This window comes from Agarivorans sp. TSD2052 (assembly GCF_023238625.1).
Lineage (GTDB): Bacteria > Pseudomonadota > Gammaproteobacteria > Enterobacterales > Celerinatantimonadaceae > Agarivorans.
The window spans coordinates 3,121,429-3,136,954 of the sequence record NZ_CP096670.1 but is presented as its reverse complement, the minus strand read 5'-3'; the positions used below and the strand labels follow the sequence as shown (position 1 = coordinate 3,136,954).

The following is a 15,526-nucleotide window of genomic DNA, read 5'->3' as shown; positions in this document are numbered from 1 at the left end:
TAGTCCAATAGATCAGGCGCCATCGCTAATGTTTCATCGATTATGGCATGTTTTTGTTTGTTTAATCTGCGGGGGAAGTTTGAGCTTAGCTCAAGCTGCTGACTTAAGTTCTCAGCAACAAGCTTATAACGATATAAGAAAGTTGCAGCGTGCGGAGAAATGGCCCCAAGCAGATAAGCAAATGAGCAAACTCAGCAATTACGCTCTGTCTGATTATCTCCAGTATTACCAGCTGCGTGGTCAAATCAATAACTTACCTGTATCGCAGGTTGAGCAATTTATTGGCGCTAATCCCCAGTCATATTTAAGTAATGCCATTCAGCGACGTTTCATGTATGAATTAGCCAGACGAAAACAATGGCGAAGCTTGCTAGATTTTTATCCTCAAATCCCTAGTAGTGTCGATTTACAGTGTCATCATTATTACGCAAAACACCAAACCGGCGATGTGGCAGAGGCATGGAAAGGGGCTGAGAGCTTATGGCTATATGGTCGCTCTAGGCCGAAAGCCTGTGATGCTTTATTTGAGCGTTGGCAGAAAGCCGGCAATCTTAGTGATCAATTGCGCTGGCAACGCATGCTACTCAGCTTTCAAGCCAATCAGCCCAGCTTACTTAAGTATCTGGCTAAGCCACTATCTGGTGATAAGAAAAAAGATGGGCAATTATTGGCGAATGCTTATCGCTCACCGATGCAGGTGCTTAGCTCTGGTCAGCTTAATATAATGCAGCCTAGCCGCCACCAAGCTATCGCCTTACTGGCCATTAGAAAGTTGGCTCGCAGCGACTTAGATTCTGCCGTTGAGCACTTAGAGCGCTGGTCTAAACCCTTAAGTCAATCGAGTGATTTGTATACCAGTGTTGAGCGATATTTAATTCGCCGCGTTATTAGCGAACCCACAGATCCTTTACTTAAGTGGGCTGACAGACAATTAAGACTAAATCCTGATAAAGCCACGATCGAACGGCGTATTCGTTTGGCGATTGCTGAGCAACAGTGGGCGCAGATAAGCCAATGGATCGCTCGGCTTCCTAGTGCGAGTCAGCAACAAGAGCGCTGGACATACTGGCAGGCACGCTCACTTATCGCAATGGGACAAACAAACTTAGCCACTCCGACACTAGAACGTTTATCTGAAGAAAGAAGTTATCATGGTTTTCTGGCTGCGCAATTTTTGCAAAAGCCTTATCAGTTAGCCGAGCAAAGCCACCAAACCAGTGCCGATACCTTGATTGAATTAAACAAGCATCCGGTGGTTCTCAAAGTGAAAGAGTTATTAGCCCTTGAAGAGTATTATTCTGCGAGAACCGAGTGGGATACTATGCTGCGTCGCTCTAGTTTATTACGCCAGCTCGACCTAGGAGTATTGGCGTTAAACAATGATTGGCAAGATTTAGCAGTACAAGCAGCCATTGTGGCTAAACAATGGGACCAACTGGAAATGCGCTTTCCGTTAAGCTTTGATAAAGAGTTTGAATACTTTGCGCATAAACGCCAAGTGGAAGCTAGCTTATTGTATGCCTTAGCTCGCCAAGAAAGTGCCATGTATCCGCTGGCTCAAAGCCCAGTAGGCGCGCGCGGTTTAATGCAGTTAATGCCCGCTACTGCTAAAGAAACGGCAAAGAAAATTGGTTTTAAATATAAATCGCGTAGTCAATTGTTTAAACCTGAAGACAATATTCGTTTAGGTAGTGCTTATTTCGATGGTTTAATGGATCGCTATAGTGGTAACCGTATTTTAGCCGCTGCGGCTTATAATGCGGGTCCACACCGAGTAAGCCGTTGGCTGACTGAAAGAGGCGATGTACCAGCAGATGTTTGGGTAGAATCGATACCTTTTAAAGAAACTCGCCACTATGTGCAAAGTGTCTTGGCTTATCAAGTTGTTTACCAACATAGGCGTAAGCAACAGCTTACGCCGTTTCTTACACCTCAAGAGCTGAATTACCCTTATGGTCGCCCTTAATTAAGGGCTAAGGCGATCAGCTTTCCAGCCTTTGGCGTCACAGGTGTAACGAAAACGATCGTGCAGACGGTCGGCTTTGCCTTGCCAGAATTCGATACTATCGGGAATAACTCGATAGCCACCCCAAAAATCGGGTAGCGGAACGTCTTTATTGGAAAATTTTTGTTTGTAGTGCTCTACTCGCTGCTCTAACAAGCTACGTTGCGCAATCACTTGGCTCTGCTGGCTGGCCCAAGCGCCAATTTGACTACCACGCCCACGGGTATGAAAGTATTGGTTTGATTCTTCATGGCTAACACGTTCAACTCGGCCTTCAATTCTTACTTGGCGTTGCAGTATGTTCCAGTGGAAGGTTAAACAAGCCACTGGGTTTAAATCTAGCTCTTGGCCTTTCCTACTGGTGTAATTGGTATAAAAAACAAAGCCTTTTTCGTCAAAGTCTTTCAGTAGAACAACCCGTGCAGAGGGCCTGCCATCGGCTCCGATAGACGAAATAGTCATCGACTCTGGAAGTACAATGCCTGATTTTTCAGCTTGTTTAAACCAATCTCCAAATAGGGTGAAAGGATCTTCATTACCTTTAGGTTCAGGCAGTGACAGTAACACTCCTTGGCCTAAGGTTAAGGCGCAACGCAACTTACTAATGAGTGACATAATCAATTTGCTTAATTAGTTGATGCAACGAACAAAAATTGTCGATAGCAGTAAAAATGAATACAAAAATTTAGATCATAGTTTACACTCTGTAGCACGGTTTCACTATCAAGTTTTGCTCCGTCTTGGTATAGTTTTGCCAAGATCGTGTTTCAGGTTTTGTTCTGTTTTTACAGATGATAAGAGGGTAAGTAATTTGGCCACAATTAAAGATGTTTCTCAGTTGGCGAATGTGTCGATTTCAACAGTATCTCGAGTAATTAATAACACTGCTCAGGTCGCACCGGAGAAACGAGAGGCCGTTGTTAGAGCAATGGAAGAACTTCATTATCGCCCTAACAGTTTTGCTCAAGCGCTGGTCAGTAAGCGTTCAGATTGTATTGGTTTAATTGTAGGTGATTTAGGCGGTGGTCCTTTCTTTGTGCAAATGATGAAAGGAATTGAAGAGATCGTCGATGCTTCTGATCGATACACCATTGTTATGTCGGGTCACCATAGCGCTGAAAAAGAACGTCATGCTATTGATATTTTGCTGCAGCGCCAATGTGACGCCGTGATTATCCACTCAATGGCCTTAAGCGATGATGAACTAAGAGAAGTGGCTGACTGTGATACGCCATTTATCTTTATCAATCGCTTAATTCCAGGTTTGGAACATCGCTGTGTATATTTAGATAATCATGAAGGATGTTATAAAGCGACTTCATTTTTATTAGAAAAAGGCCATAAAGATATCGCCTTCATTACCACTGATGATTTGTCATTTTCTGATGGTGTTGAACGTTTGTCTGGCTATCGCTTTGCCATGGAAGAAACCTCAGGTCCGCTTAATGAGCAGCTAATTGCTCGTGCTTATCCCGACGAAGTGGGGGGCAGTCAAGCTGTTGATAAGTTGTTAGAGCGTGGCGTTGAGTTTAGCGCAATTGTAGGATACAACGATTCTATGGTTGCTGGCGCACTGTCAGCACTACGTGATAAAGGGTTTGATATTCCAGGACAAATTTCCGTAGTGGGTTATGACGATAACCACTATGCACGCTTTGTCCACCCGAAGCTAACCACGGTGCGTTACCCCATTGAAGACATGGGTAAGCGAGCTGCGCAGTTGGCAGTAGATATTTTGGATACCAAGGGTCAAGAAATAGGGCCTAATATAATGGACTTGAAATTCCATCCTGAATTGATCGTTCGAGATTCTGCTGCCAATAAATCGTGATCTAATTCAAGTAATTACTATCTAGGCTGCTTGCAGCCTTTTTTTGACTTGTCTTGAAACCGTTTTCTGGTATCGTTTTCACATCGAGTGCAACTGTTAGCCGCATTTGAAGATTGAGTTTGAGATGACTTGATTGAAACTTTCCCGCTGTAATAAGGTTGTTAGATTTATTTAGCTTTTTCTAAATATCGACAACTTTAAAAAACTTGCTGTTACGACCTAATTTATTAGGTCGTTTTTTTTGCCTACGATTCACTGCATAATAGCCTTAATACTCTTTAACAGGGAAAGTACGTGATAAAGCGAATTAGTATTGTTGGCTGTGGCTGGTTAGGGTTACCGCTGGCAAAGAGTTTATTGCAAGATGGCTACCATGTGCTCGGCTCTAGGCGTGAGCTCAACGCGCTAGCAGAGCTAAGCGATCAGGGGATAGAAGCCTACCAATTGGATCTCATTCCACATATTGTTTCCAACGACATTCGCGCATTACTTAAGTGTGATTTGTTGCTTATAAACATTCCTCCTGGCCGAAAAACCAATACAGCAGAATTTCACATTGCTCAAATAAAGGCTTTATTACTGGCTGCTAAACAGCAGCAAGTAAAAAAAATACTCTTTATATCATCGACTTCGGTGTATGGTGCTCAACAAGGGGTGGTTGATGAAGTCACTACGCGACATGCCGAAAGTACTTCAGGAAAAGCCTTGAAACACATTGAAGATGAATTACTAAATAGTCGTGATTTTCAAGCCAGTGTTTTGCGTTTTTCTGGCTTAGTCGGCGGTCATCGTAAACCGGGCCGCTTTTTGTCCGGTAAAACCGTCAGCGGCCCGTTAAGCCCCATTAACATTATTCACCGCAGCGATTGTATTGGACTGATTAGCCAACTCATTAAGCGAGATGTTTGGGGCGAACAATTTAATGCCAGTGCTGATCTGCACCCCAGCAAGCAAGCATTTTATAGTTTGGCTGCCGAACAGCTTGGGCTGGCGCCGCCAAACTTTGTAGAAGGCGCTAGCAGCACTAAAGTGATTACCAATCAAAAAATAAAAGCGAGTTTAGCTTATCAATTTCACTATCCTGATCCGATGAAATGGTTGCAGGCTAATATTCAAGAGGCAGAGTAATGAGCGATTTTAGAAGTGATACCGTCACCCAGCCAACCCCAGCAATGCGCGAGCTAATGAGCAAAGCGGCAGTGGGGGATGACGTCTATGGTGATGACCCAACGGTCAATCGCTTACAAAGCTATGCAGCTGAGCGAATGGGGAAACAGGCGGCGCTATTTTGCAGTTCGGGTACCCAAGCAAACTTATTGGCCATCATGGCGCATTGCCAGCGCGGTGACGAGTATATTTGTGGTCAAAATGCTCACAACTACAAATATGAAGGCGGGGGCGCTGCGGTATTGGGCAGTGTGCAACCGCAGCCCGTAGAAAACAACGCAGATGGTAGCTTGTGCTTAAATAAGGTGAAAGCCGCGATTAAAGCAGACGACTTTCATTTTGCTAAGACCCACTTACTATCCTTAGAAAACACCATTGGTGGTAAAGTTCTGCCGATGGACTATGTTGCTAGTCTTCGCCCCTTTGTCGAGGAGCATCAATTAGCATTGCATTTGGATGGCGCTCGAATTTTCAACGCAATTGTAAAAACCGGTCAAGACGAACGTCACTTAGTCGATCCCTTTGATAGCTTTACTATTTGTTTATCTAAAGGCTTAGGTGCGCCGATTGGTTCTTTGTTGTTAGGCAGTGAAGAACTTATCGCTAAGGCAACGCGCATTCGTAAAATGCTCGGTGGTGGTATGCGCCAAGCAGGAATTATTGCCGCGGCGGGCCACTATGTCTTAGAAAACAATGTGGCACGTTTAGCGGATGATCACGCCAATGCTCGGTATTTAGCCGAGCAATTGGCTAGCATTGAAGAGCTTGAATGTGATGCCAGCGCGGTGCAAACCAATATTGTTTATGCCAGCTGTCGAAAGCAGCAATCAGTGGCCTTGGCTGCCGAGCTAGCAGAGCAAGGCATTTTAATGACAGCCGGTTCGCCAATGCGCTTTGTTACCCATTTAAATGTAAACCAACAAGACATTCAGCGCTTGGTGGTTGCAGTTAAAAAATTCTATGCAAGTCACTAACCTTAGGAGGCAATCATGAAAATTGAGATGCTAAGTACTGGCGATGAAGTCCTTCAAGGCGACATTGCCGATACGAATGCCGCCTGGTGTGGTCAAGTCTTAAATGAAATGGGTTTAGGCTTTAGTCGTCGACAAACGGTAGCTGATCAGCTTGATGATATTGTAGATGCGCTCAAGCAAGCGGCTCAACGCAGTGACTGGGTGCTGGTAAATGGCGGTTTAGGGCCAACCTCTGATGATTTAAGTGCCGAAGCAGCAGCCAGCCTCACCGGAAAACCTTTGCAGTTGAATACTGCGTGGTTAGCACAGTTACAGCAGTGGTATCAGTCACAAAATATAGTGATGCCTGAGAGTAACCTTAAGCAAGCTATGCTGCCTGAAGGGGCTGAATTAGTGGACAACCCAATCGGTACCGCATGTGGCTTCATTGTTGAGCATGCTGGCGCCAAGCTACTGTTTACCCCCGGTGTGCCTAGTGAATTTAAAAAAATGGTTATGCAGCAGTGGCTACCTCAATTACAAGCCTTAAACCCGGAATCTAATGGCGAAGTGAAACGTTTTTATACCTTTGGCTTGTCAGAATCTTCTCTGAGTGACCGTTTTGATCAACTAGAATTACCTAAAGGTGCACGCCTAGGCTACCGCTCCGCGAGACCTTCAATTGAAGTGAAGCTGTTCTACCCATCTAAAACGCAGCAGTTTGATCGACTGATTGAAAAAATACGTACCGAGTTAGCGGAGCACGTATTTACTGAAGATCAAGCCAATTGGGCTTTGCACTTACAGCAGATGATGATCGCCGCCGGCAAAAAACTGGTATTAGCTGAATCGTGCACCGGGGGGATGTTGGCCTCTGAGTTGGTGGCTGTGGCGGGGAGCTCTGCTTATGTTGAGCGTGGCTTTGTTACCTACAGCAATTTGGCCAAGCAGCAAAGTATTGGTGTTGCTGGATCTGTTATCGAACAGTTTGGCGCGGTTTCCATTGAGACTAGTCAGGCCATGGCCTTAGGTGCGCTCAAACATAGTGATGCAGATATCGCTTTATCAGTCACTGGCATTGCAGGGCCTAGCGGTGGCAGTGACGAGAAACCTGTGGGCACTGTGTGCTTTACCCTTGCGGAGGGCGAGCACTGCATTAGTCAGCAATTATTAATGAGTAACCGTTCTCGTTCTGTTGTTCGAGTCATGTCCACTGCAGTTGCCATGGATATGTTACGTCGCCATCTTACCGGTGTACCAGTCGTAGGCGAATATCAACACCTCAAGCGGATCGCTAGTAGAAATTAGCCAGTCACGAAATTAATTTGGCACTAGTGTGGTCTGTTACAAAAAGGAGATGCTATGTGGTTGAAATTTAAACGTGAATGGGAAGAGCCGGAATCAGCGGTGACTCCTGAGAACTTATTCAAGCAACGCCGTAATATTATCAAAGGCTTAGGGGTAGCAGGGGCAGGCAGTGTACTGTCTACTGCTAGCCATGCTGCGTCATGGTTTGGTAGTGACGATGACGAAGATAATAACGCTGCGATTGTACGTAGGGCATTGCAAAAAACAGATATACCTCCCTTACACAGTGATGCTTTAACCCCCGAATCTAAAGCTATTTCTCATAATAACTTTTATGAATTTGGTACTGCTAAAGACGACCCTGCAAAAAATAGTCGTCAGTTTAAAGCCTCACCTTGGAGTATTACCATTGATGGCGAAGTAGAAAAGCCGGTGACTTTAGATCTTGATGACGTGATGGCCAAAATGGCATTGGAGCAACGTATCTATCGTTTACGCTGTGTTGAAGCTTGGTCGATGGTGATTCCATGGGTAGGGTTTAGCTTGGCAGATCTGCTCAAGTCAGTTAAACCTTTGTCATCGGCTAAATACGTCGCTTTTGAAACTCTCTACGACCCTCAGCAAATGCCCGGTCAAAAAAATCGATTTTTAGGGGGCGGTATTAGCTACCCCTATGTAGAAGGTTTGCGCTTAGATGAGGCGATGAACCCGCTGTCCTTCATGGCTGTAGGCATGTATGGCAAAACCTTACCGGCACAAAATGGTGCACCGCTGCGTTTAGTTGTGCCGTGGAAATATGGTTTTAAGAGCATTAAGTCGATAGTGCGGATTCATTTTTCCGCCACTCAACCTCCTACCACTTGGAATCTTTTAGGCCCTCACGAGTATGGTTTCTATGCCAATGTTAATCCGCAAGTGGATCACCCTCGTTGGAGTCAAGCTTCAGAGCGTAGAATTGACGATGCGGGCTTGTTGGGGCGCAAGCGTATCGATACTCAAATGTTTAATGGCTACGGTGACCAGGTGGCGCATTTGTATAAAGATATGGACTTAAGGCGCTTTTATTAGGGGGGCATGTGAACAAGTCGATAAATAGATGGTTAGCTAGCCACCAATGGCAAACGCGTACAGTTTTACATCTACTGTTATTAAGTCCGTTGATTTATTGCATATTGGCGGTGCTTAATAATTGGTGGGGCGGGGATCCAGTGCAGGCTATCATCCATTATTTAGCAAATAGTGCGCTAAATATACTGATCATTACCTTATGTTTAGCGCCGCTGTCTAAGCGCTTTAAGCTACCAAGCTTATTGGCTTTTCGGCGATTAATTGGTTTATATGTCTTTGTTTATGCCTTGCTGCATTTAGCCGCTTACCTTTTAATAGACCTGGGCTTAGATTGGTCACTGTTTTGGCAAGAAACCCTCAAGCGCCCTTACATCTGGTTAGGAATGCTGAGCTTTGTATTGTTATTCGCGATGAGTATCACTTCGTTTAAGACACTACAGCAAAAGCTGGGGCGTCGTTGGTTGCAACTACACGGTTTTATCTACCCTATTTCAATATTAGTGGTGATTCACTTTTGGTGGTCGTTAAAATCAGGGTGGATAGAGCCCGTTATCTATTTAGTGATAGTTGCTGGGTTGTTCTCATTGCGTAAAACGCCAATACAACGGTGGTTGCAAAGCTTTGCAAAGTAACTAATTGTCAGTGCCCCATAAACAATAATTGTTCTTTCCATCGTGTTTTACTCGATACATGGCTTGGTCGGCGCGATGCAGTATTTCGCCAAACTCTTCATTGTGACGGTGAAAGCTGCACATTCCAATGCTTAAGGTTACCGAGACTTCAATATGGTTGTATTTGAAAGGCAGGCTAAAGCTTGCTAACAATTGTTTGCAAAGTTGTTCTAACTTTTCAGGGTCGCTAAAGGGAATTAATAAGGCAAACTCATCCCCACCAATACGGCCTGTTTGGCCTTGCTCAGGGCAATTACTTTGGATTTGTTCAGCGCAAGCTTTAAGGATCCTATCGCCGGCTGTGTGCCCGTATTTGTCGTTTATCGGTTTGAATTTATCCAAATCTATAAACATTAGGGTACCGCCTTGATTACCTATAGACTGGCAGTAGTTATCAAACTCGCCCTCAAATGCGTGTCGGTTTAGTAAACCGGTTAGGGTATCTTGGTGGGCCAACTTAGATAAGCGATGCTGGTCAATACGTAATTGGGTAACGTCGATATGGGTTCCAATAACCCTTAGCGGATTGTTATTGGTATCGTATTCTCGAATCGTGCCGCGATCTTTTATCCAGCGGGTGCTGCCGTCTTGGTGAATCATGCGGTATTCAATCGCGTATTCATCGTTGTCACCCTGAATCATCGAGTCAAATGCGCTAATGGCTAACTCTCTATCTTCAGGATGAAGGTTAGACTTCCAGTTTTCGTATAATGCTTCTTGTTTACTCGGCGATATACCGCAGATCTCTCCATATTCAGCGTTATATAGGCTGAGCTTTCCACTGGGAACATCTTGCTCCCAAAGCACTAGGCCACTATCGTCTAGGGAGATTTTAAGCAGATTTTTAGCTTCGTTTAATTGGGCTTTCAATTGCCGATTTTGCTCACGCAATTCGGCGATAATCTTGTCGCTTTCATCCATAAATACGGCTTAGATTTTTGTTATACAATTGTTAGTAGCTTATCAAAAAAAACTCGCGGTTTCCTACCCTATTTTGAACGTTCGTTCCATATAATAAGGCGAAACACTTTATTATCGTGTATCGCCTTGTTTACAACGTTACTGTAAGGTTCAGCCGAGGCTTACCAAGAGCCGACGCTAGGCATAGATGCCCAAGGTTCTTGTGGTGCTAAAGATTTTCCTTGTTGCAGTAACTCAACTGAGATCCCATCAGGTGAAACGATAAATGCCATGTGGCCATCACGGGGTGGGCGATTAATGGTTACTCCCGCATTTTGTAGCTTTTCACATAAGCCGTAGATGTCCTCTACCGCCAAGGCTATATGGCCAAAATTGCGCCCACCGCTGTAGCTTTCTTGATTGCCATCTTCGTCTGGCCAGTTATAAGTTAGCTCTAGGCAAGGTGCGTCTTCAGCTTTGACGCGTGCTAGATCTTCATCTGCTGCCAAATAGATCAAAGAGAAACGACCTTGCTCACTCTCATAGCGGCGTGCTTCAGACATGCCTAACAAGTTACAATAAAAATTCAGTGAGTCATCGAGATCTTTCACTCGTACCATGGTGTGAAGAAACTTCATTTGGGTATTCCTATTGGTTAAAAATAATGACTAATTATGGTTGCTAACTAAGTATTTAATCTTGAGTAATACACACGTCGCTAGAGGGAACACAGCTACAGCTTAAAATATAGCCTTGCTGCTTCTCTTCTTCGGTTAAGCCGCTGTCTTCAAGTACATTTACTTCACCGCTTTGTAGCATTACCTTGCAGCTACCACAAAATCCTCCGCGGCATGAATAACTGAGGTTCAGGCCCGCTTGTTCGGCTTGTTCTAATAGGTTTTGTTGATTATTCCCTTCAAGGTAAGTATCCCAACTATCAAATAAGATGTTGACGGTTTTGGCTTCTATCGCTTCATGGTGTTGCTGGCCAAAACTCTCTTCGAAGTAATCTGATTCGTGCACCCCTAAGGCTAACAGTTGTTCTTTAGCACTTTGCATAAAGGCTTGTGGACCACAAACAAAAACCGCTCGTTGTTCTAAATCTTCGATATCCATTAGCATGCCGCGATTTAATCTACCTTGGTAACCTTGCCTGTGGCTGCTCGCTTGTTGAGTTAGGGTATAACGTAGGCTGCATTTTTCCAGTTGTTGATTAATCAGCGCTAACTCTTGTTCAGCAATCAGATCTTGTTCGGTGTGGGCGCTATGTAAAAACACGATGTCTTTTTCAATGTTCATATCGCTTAAGTAGCGAAGCATAGACAGCATTGGAGTCACACCGCTGCCCGCCGAGAGCAGCAATAGCTTTTGGTTCCGAGTTTGCTCTAAATGAAAATCTCCGCTAGGCGCATGGGCGTTTAAGTTCATACCTGGCTTAAGATTGTCGTGTAGCCAGTTAGATGCTTGGCCATTCACCACTCGTTTTACGGTGATAGCCAAACGCTGTGGGCGGCTTGGTGAGCTAGACAAGGTATAATTACGACGCACGGGTTTACCGTTTATCTCAAATTCAAAACCTAAGTATTGGCCTGGTTTATATTCACTCGTTAAGTGTTTAGGAAGCTCAAAAACAAAGGTCTTTACATCGTGAGTGTCTAGTTTTACTGCTAAACATTTTAAGCTAACCGCTTCACCTTGCTGCCATTGGTGTTGGCTGGTTGCTGGCGCTGCGCGTTTCTCTGCATTATCAGGGTAAACGTCTGCCTTGCGGGTTTCTAATATTTCAATGGTATCGTAAAGGCTAATTTTGCCACTGTTTAGGGCCACCGCATTTTGACCAAAATAAACATTGCCGTCTTCACCTTGGCGGTATTTAGCGAAAGTACTTAGTGGTTCTTTGTTCGGATGAAATTGGCCTGTAGCTTGGTCAAGCGTGGTGAAAACGCAGCGTGAACAGGGGTTTTGTACCTCAAACTCCACGTCGCCAATGCGGAAGCGCTTCCAACCGTCTTCAGCAAAAGCCTCGGTATTTTTAACCACTAAGTTAGGGCGAAATTGCGCCATGCTATGGTGAGCGCTAGAACGCAAATTTAGATCCTCTAAAGAGGCTTCTGAAATGAGCAATAACGGGTAGCCGTCGGCAAACGCTACTTGGCTATCTTTGTGTTTCACTTTGCGTGTGGATTGTTCACCAAAAAACACCAAGTGGCAATGCTCACCGAGATACTCACTAAACCAATTATCGTAGCTGTTATGGCAGTGCTGTGCTTGCACGCTGTCTTTCCAAATCATTACGGTGCGGTAATTATCAGAAAAATCAGCATAGCGTAAGTCTAAGGCAGGCATATTTGGTGCGCGTAAATGCAAACCTGAGCGATTAAGTGCACTATGAATTTGAGCCAGTTTAGGGTGAGTTCGCGCTGTGATTTGAACGCCGTCAGGCTGACAGACAACAAAACGCCTATCAAAGGCTAAACCATGTTCTTCAACATAAGCATGATTTAGGTGGATCCCCGCAGTAGATTTGATCGGGTAAATACTCAGTTGACTAACACGTGCATCACTCACAGCTAAGACTTCCTTAATCGAAATTCGTTTTTCAATATTACTCAAGCTGTTGCATTCAAGCTACAGCTAATTAGCGTATTAAGCAGTGAATATTGTTGTTCTCTAGCTTGGCATTTTTCGATATCAACTTTATACTGTCTGTATGTACAGTAAAGGTGTGCCACATTGACAGCATTCGCATCAACTCAGCGCAAGATTATTCACGTAGACATGGATTGTTTCTATGCCGCTGTGGAAATGCGCGACCAGCCAGAGTTAAGCAACGTTCCGCTTGCTGTGGGGGGGATGCGAAGTGGTCGCGGAGTGCTTACTACCTGTAATTATCTTGCGCGACAATATGGTATTCGCTCTGCGATGCCCACCCACAAAGCCTTGCAATTGTGCCCTAAGTTAGTTTTGGTGCCACCACGTATGGCGGCTTATCAGGAAGCAAGCAAACAAGTACAAGCTATTTTTCATGGTTACGCTGACGCAATAGAGCCATTATCGCTAGATGAAGCCTATTTAGATGTGAGCAATAGTGAGGCTTGCCATGGTTCTGCCACGCTTATTGCCGAGCAAATCAGACGAGACATTGTTAACAAAACCGGCTTAACGGCTTCTGCAGGCGTTGCGCCGATTAAATTCTTGGCCAAAATTGCTTCCGATATGAACAAACCAAATGGTTTGTTTGTGATTAAGCCTGAGCAAGTGAGCGAGTTTATAGAAACCCTTGCGCTCGAAAAAATATCGGGGGTGGGCAAAGTCAGCATTGAGAAGCTACACCATCAAGGCCTTTATACTGGTGGTGACATTCGCCGTGCAGAGCGAGATAAGCTGAAACAACTTTTTGGCAAATTTGGCGATATGCTGTGGATGCGCTGCCAAGGCGTAGACGACCGTGAAGTGAGTAATGATCGTAAACGGAAATCGGTAGCAGTAGAGCGTACTTTTGCACAAGACGAGGGTAACCCAGCTGTTTTAATTGAGCGTTTATTGGCTCTACTGCCAGAGCTAAAAAGGCGCAGTGAAAATCACCTAAAACAAGCCAAAATGAATAAACTTGGGGTGAAAGTTAAATTTGCTGATTTTCAGCAAACCACGAAAGAGCAGCAATGCCAGCATATTGATGAGTCAACCTTGCTTGAATTATTTGAAGAGGCGCTAGCGAGAGGAAAGGGTAAAGCAGTGCGTTTGATTGGTTTACATATTGGTTTAGCCCATGAACAACAAAACCAGTCACCACAACTGGCTTTGCCGTTTGAGCCATAAAAGGCTGTGTTTAAGCTTTAGCTGGGATGTTGTTTAATACTGAAAGTAATAGCTGCCAGTATTTTTCTACTGCGGCAATTTCTACTTTCTCATCGGGGCTATGCGGGAACTTAATGGTAGGGCCAAATGAAGCCATGTCCCAATTAGGATAAGCGCTTTTGAATAAACCACACTCTAAACCTGCGTGTATCACCATTACATTAGGGCATTTGCCAAACAATTCTTGGTAGCTTTGTTGGACCACTGTTTTCATTACTGAGTCGTTTTCTGGCTTCCAGCCAGGATAAGCCCCAGAGAATGTTACTGTGGCAGACGTTAGGCTAAACAGTGAGGCAAGGCTTGCTTCTACCTGAAGACGACTTGAATCTATCAATGAGCGCACCAGGATCTTAATATCAATGCTCTCTTCTGACTGGCTAATTACCCCTAAGTTGAGGGAGGTTTCAACTACACCGACAACGGTTTGGCTCATGCTTACTACGCCATTGGTACAAGCATTTAGACTGGCGATGATTTGTTGTGATAGTTGATTGGTCAAGCTTTGACTTGGTCTATCAATGGCTTCACAGCTAAGCGCTAAGTCTGTTTCTACCAAGCCGAACTCATTGATGAGCTGTTCACGTTGTTCGGCCATGAACGCGGATAAATCGGCTTGTTGTTCGGCCTTGTAAACTAATGTGCAGCTTGCTTCGCGAGGAATGGCGTTACGTAAGCTACCGCCTTGAATTTCACACAATGTAGGTGCAAAACCTTGCTGTTGCATAGCGGCTACAATACGCACCATTAATTTGTTAGCGTTAGCGCGGCCGGTATCAATGTCGCAACCAGAGTGGCCACCTTTTAAACCCTTCAGTTGCAGTTTAATGGCGAGCTGTTGAGGAGTCGTTGCTTGGTATTCAGTGGCGAAGCTGGCACTAGTATCACCGCCGCCAGCACAGCCCATGTAAACTTCACCTTCTTGCTCAGAGTCGGTATTAATCAGTAGTTGACCCTCTAATACGCCGGCTTGCAATCCGAAGGCGCCGGTCATTCCTGCTTCTTCATCGATGGTGAACAGTGCTTCAATCGGGCCATGAGCAATATCACTGCTGGTTAATACGGCTAAGATAGATGCGCCACCAATACCATTATCAGCGCCCAAGGTGGTGCCTTCTGCTGTTACCCATTCGCCATCAATGTAGGGGCGGATCGGGTCTTTAGTAAAATCGTGCTGAGTATCATTATTTGCCTGCGGCACCATATCAAGGTGAGCTTGCAAGATAACGCCTTGTTTGTCTTCCATGCCTGCGGTGGCAGGTTTTTTGATGATCACGTTACCAGTGGCATCTTGAAAATGCTCAAGCTTGTGCTCGGCTGCTAGGGCCATAACCCAATCAATCATTGCTTGTTCATGTTTAGATGGGTGAGGTATCGAACAGATTGTTTCGAAATGCTGCCACAAACTCTGTGGTTGAAGAGAAGATAGTGTAGACACAATGCCACCTTATAAACTGTATTTGTAGAATCAATGCAACTGTATCAGCTCAAAATCGTGAATATAAGCCTATTTAATCGGTTTTACGCAGAATATTTGTTTAGAAACAAGTATTCACTCACTTTACACCCCGTGGCTCCTTGAGCCCTAGCATGATAGTGCCTTCCAATAAAACAAGAGCGTTGGTAGAAAAACCAAATATGTGTTCAATTTTAGTCAATGTTAACGTTGTGAGTTGGTATTTTTAGTTTATTTTGCTGATCTAGCGCAGTTTGGCGTCAACATACTGTGGCATCTTGATTAGGCCGCGAATATAATGCCCGCGATCGT

13 protein-coding genes are annotated in these 15,526 nt (G+C 44.6%); 8 read left to right on the top strand and 5 right to left on the bottom strand.

Going from position 1 to position 15,526, the window contains the following annotated elements:
• Positions 1–28: 28 nt before the first annotated feature.
• Positions 29–1,966 carry a transglycosylase SLT domain-containing protein gene (locus tag M0C34_RS14175; RefSeq protein WP_248712337.1) on the top strand — a complete coding sequence of 646 codons (1,938 nt, stop codon included), beginning with the start codon at positions 29–31 and terminating at the stop codon, positions 1,964–1,966.
• On the opposite strand, the gene pdxH is transcribed toward M0C34_RS14175, so the two are convergent.
• Positions 1,967–2,620: a pyridoxamine 5'-phosphate oxidase gene (gene pdxH, locus M0C34_RS14170; protein ID WP_248712336.1), complete on the bottom strand. Its 654-nt coding sequence runs from the start codon at positions 2,618–2,620 to the stop codon at positions 1,967–1,969.
• Positions 2,621–2,816: 196 nt separating this feature from the next.
• On the opposite strand from pdxH, the gene M0C34_RS14165 reads away from it, so the two are divergent.
• The 6 genes from M0C34_RS14165 to M0C34_RS14140 all read left to right on the top strand — a co-directional run bounded on the left by M0C34_RS14165 (position 2,817) and on the right by M0C34_RS14140 (position 8,964).
• Positions 2,817–3,836 carry a LacI family DNA-binding transcriptional regulator gene (locus M0C34_RS14165; protein WP_248712335.1) on the top strand — a complete coding sequence of 340 codons (1,020 nt, stop codon included), beginning with the start codon at positions 2,817–2,819 and terminating at the stop codon, positions 3,834–3,836.
• 294 nt (positions 3,837–4,130) lie between these two features.
• Positions 4,131–4,964, top strand: coding sequence for an SDR family oxidoreductase (locus M0C34_RS14160; protein WP_248712334.1), 834 nt, complete (start codon positions 4,131–4,133; stop codon positions 4,962–4,964).
• Complete coding sequence (gene ltaE / locus M0C34_RS14155) at positions 4,964–5,977, top strand: low-specificity L-threonine aldolase (protein ID WP_248712333.1); 1,014 nt, start codon at positions 4,964–4,966, stop codon at positions 5,975–5,977. The genes M0C34_RS14160 and ltaE overlap by 1 nt, the downstream gene beginning before the upstream one ends.
• A 15-nt stretch (positions 5,978–5,992) precedes the next feature.
• Positions 5,993–7,264, top strand: a complete 1,272-nt coding sequence (locus M0C34_RS14150) for a CinA family nicotinamide mononucleotide deamidase-related protein (RefSeq protein WP_248712332.1) — start codon at positions 5,993–5,995, stop codon at positions 7,262–7,264.
• 54 nt (positions 7,265–7,318) lie between these two features.
• On the top strand, positions 7,319–8,332 hold the full coding sequence (msrP, locus tag M0C34_RS14145) for a protein-methionine-sulfoxide reductase catalytic subunit MsrP (protein ID WP_248712331.1): 1,014 nt from the start codon (positions 7,319–7,321) through the stop codon (positions 8,330–8,332).
• An 8-nt stretch (positions 8,333–8,340) separates the two neighbouring features.
• A complete protein-coding gene (locus M0C34_RS14140) occupies positions 8,341–8,964 on the top strand; it encodes a protein-methionine-sulfoxide reductase heme-binding subunit MsrQ (protein WP_248712330.1) in 624 nt (207 codons plus the stop codon).
• Here M0C34_RS14140 and M0C34_RS14135 read toward each other — a convergent pair whose 3' ends face one another.
• From M0C34_RS14135 to M0C34_RS14125, 3 genes are all read right to left on the bottom strand, one after another.
• Positions 8,965–9,924 (bottom strand): sensor domain-containing diguanylate cyclase, encoded by a 960-nt coding sequence (locus M0C34_RS14135; protein ID WP_248712329.1) that lies wholly within the window; start codon positions 9,922–9,924, stop codon positions 8,965–8,967. It abuts the gene before it with no gap.
• A 161-nt stretch (positions 9,925–10,085) separates the two neighbouring features.
• Positions 10,086–10,541 (bottom strand): lactoylglutathione lyase, encoded by a 456-nt coding sequence (gene gloA, locus M0C34_RS14130; protein WP_248712328.1) that lies wholly within the window; start codon positions 10,539–10,541, stop codon positions 10,086–10,088.
• Positions 10,542–10,596: 55 nt separating this feature from the next.
• Positions 10,597–12,471: a hybrid-cluster NAD(P)-dependent oxidoreductase gene (locus tag M0C34_RS14125; protein WP_248712327.1), complete on the bottom strand. Its 1,875-nt coding sequence runs from the start codon at positions 12,469–12,471 to the stop codon at positions 10,597–10,599.
• Between the two features lie 165 nt (positions 12,472–12,636).
• Here M0C34_RS14125 and dinB point away from each other — a divergent pair, with 165 nt between their 5' ends.
• The gene (gene dinB, locus M0C34_RS14120) at positions 12,637–13,722 is read left to right on the top strand and encodes a DNA polymerase IV (RefSeq protein WP_256469277.1); all 1,086 of its coding nucleotides are present in this window, start codon (positions 12,637–12,639) and stop codon (positions 13,720–13,722) included.
• 10 nt (positions 13,723–13,732) lie between these two features.
• Here dinB and M0C34_RS14115 read toward each other — a convergent pair whose 3' ends face one another.
• Positions 13,733–15,196 carry an aminoacyl-histidine dipeptidase gene (locus M0C34_RS14115; RefSeq protein ID WP_248712326.1) on the bottom strand — a complete coding sequence of 488 codons (1,464 nt, stop codon included), beginning with the start codon at positions 15,194–15,196 and terminating at the stop codon, positions 13,733–13,735.
• Between the last annotated feature and the right edge of the window lie 330 nt (positions 15,197–15,526).

Coding starts and splice junctions, on each gene's coding strand:
- msrP (WP_248712331.1), top strand. CDS start 7,319: ATGTGGTTGAAATTTAAACGTGAATGGGAAGAGCCGGAATCAGCGGTG.
- ltaE (WP_248712333.1), top strand. CDS start 4,964: ATGAGCGATTTTAGAAGTGATACCGTCACCCAGCCAACCCCAGCAATG.
- M0C34_RS14150 (WP_248712332.1), top strand. CDS start 5,993: ATGAAAATTGAGATGCTAAGTACTGGCGATGAAGTCCTTCAAGGCGAC.
- M0C34_RS14175 (WP_248712337.1), top strand. CDS start 29: ATGTTTCATCGATTATGGCATGTTTTTGTTTGTTTAATCTGCGGGGGA.
- pdxH (WP_248712336.1), bottom strand. CDS start 2,620: ATGTCACTCATTAGTAAGTTGCGTTGCGCCTTAACCTTAGGCCAAGGA.
- gloA (WP_248712328.1), bottom strand. CDS start 10,541: ATGAAGTTTCTTCACACCATGGTACGAGTGAAAGATCTCGATGACTCA.
- M0C34_RS14135 (WP_248712329.1), bottom strand. CDS start 9,924: ATGGATGAAAGCGACAAGATTATCGCCGAATTGCGTGAGCAAAATCGG.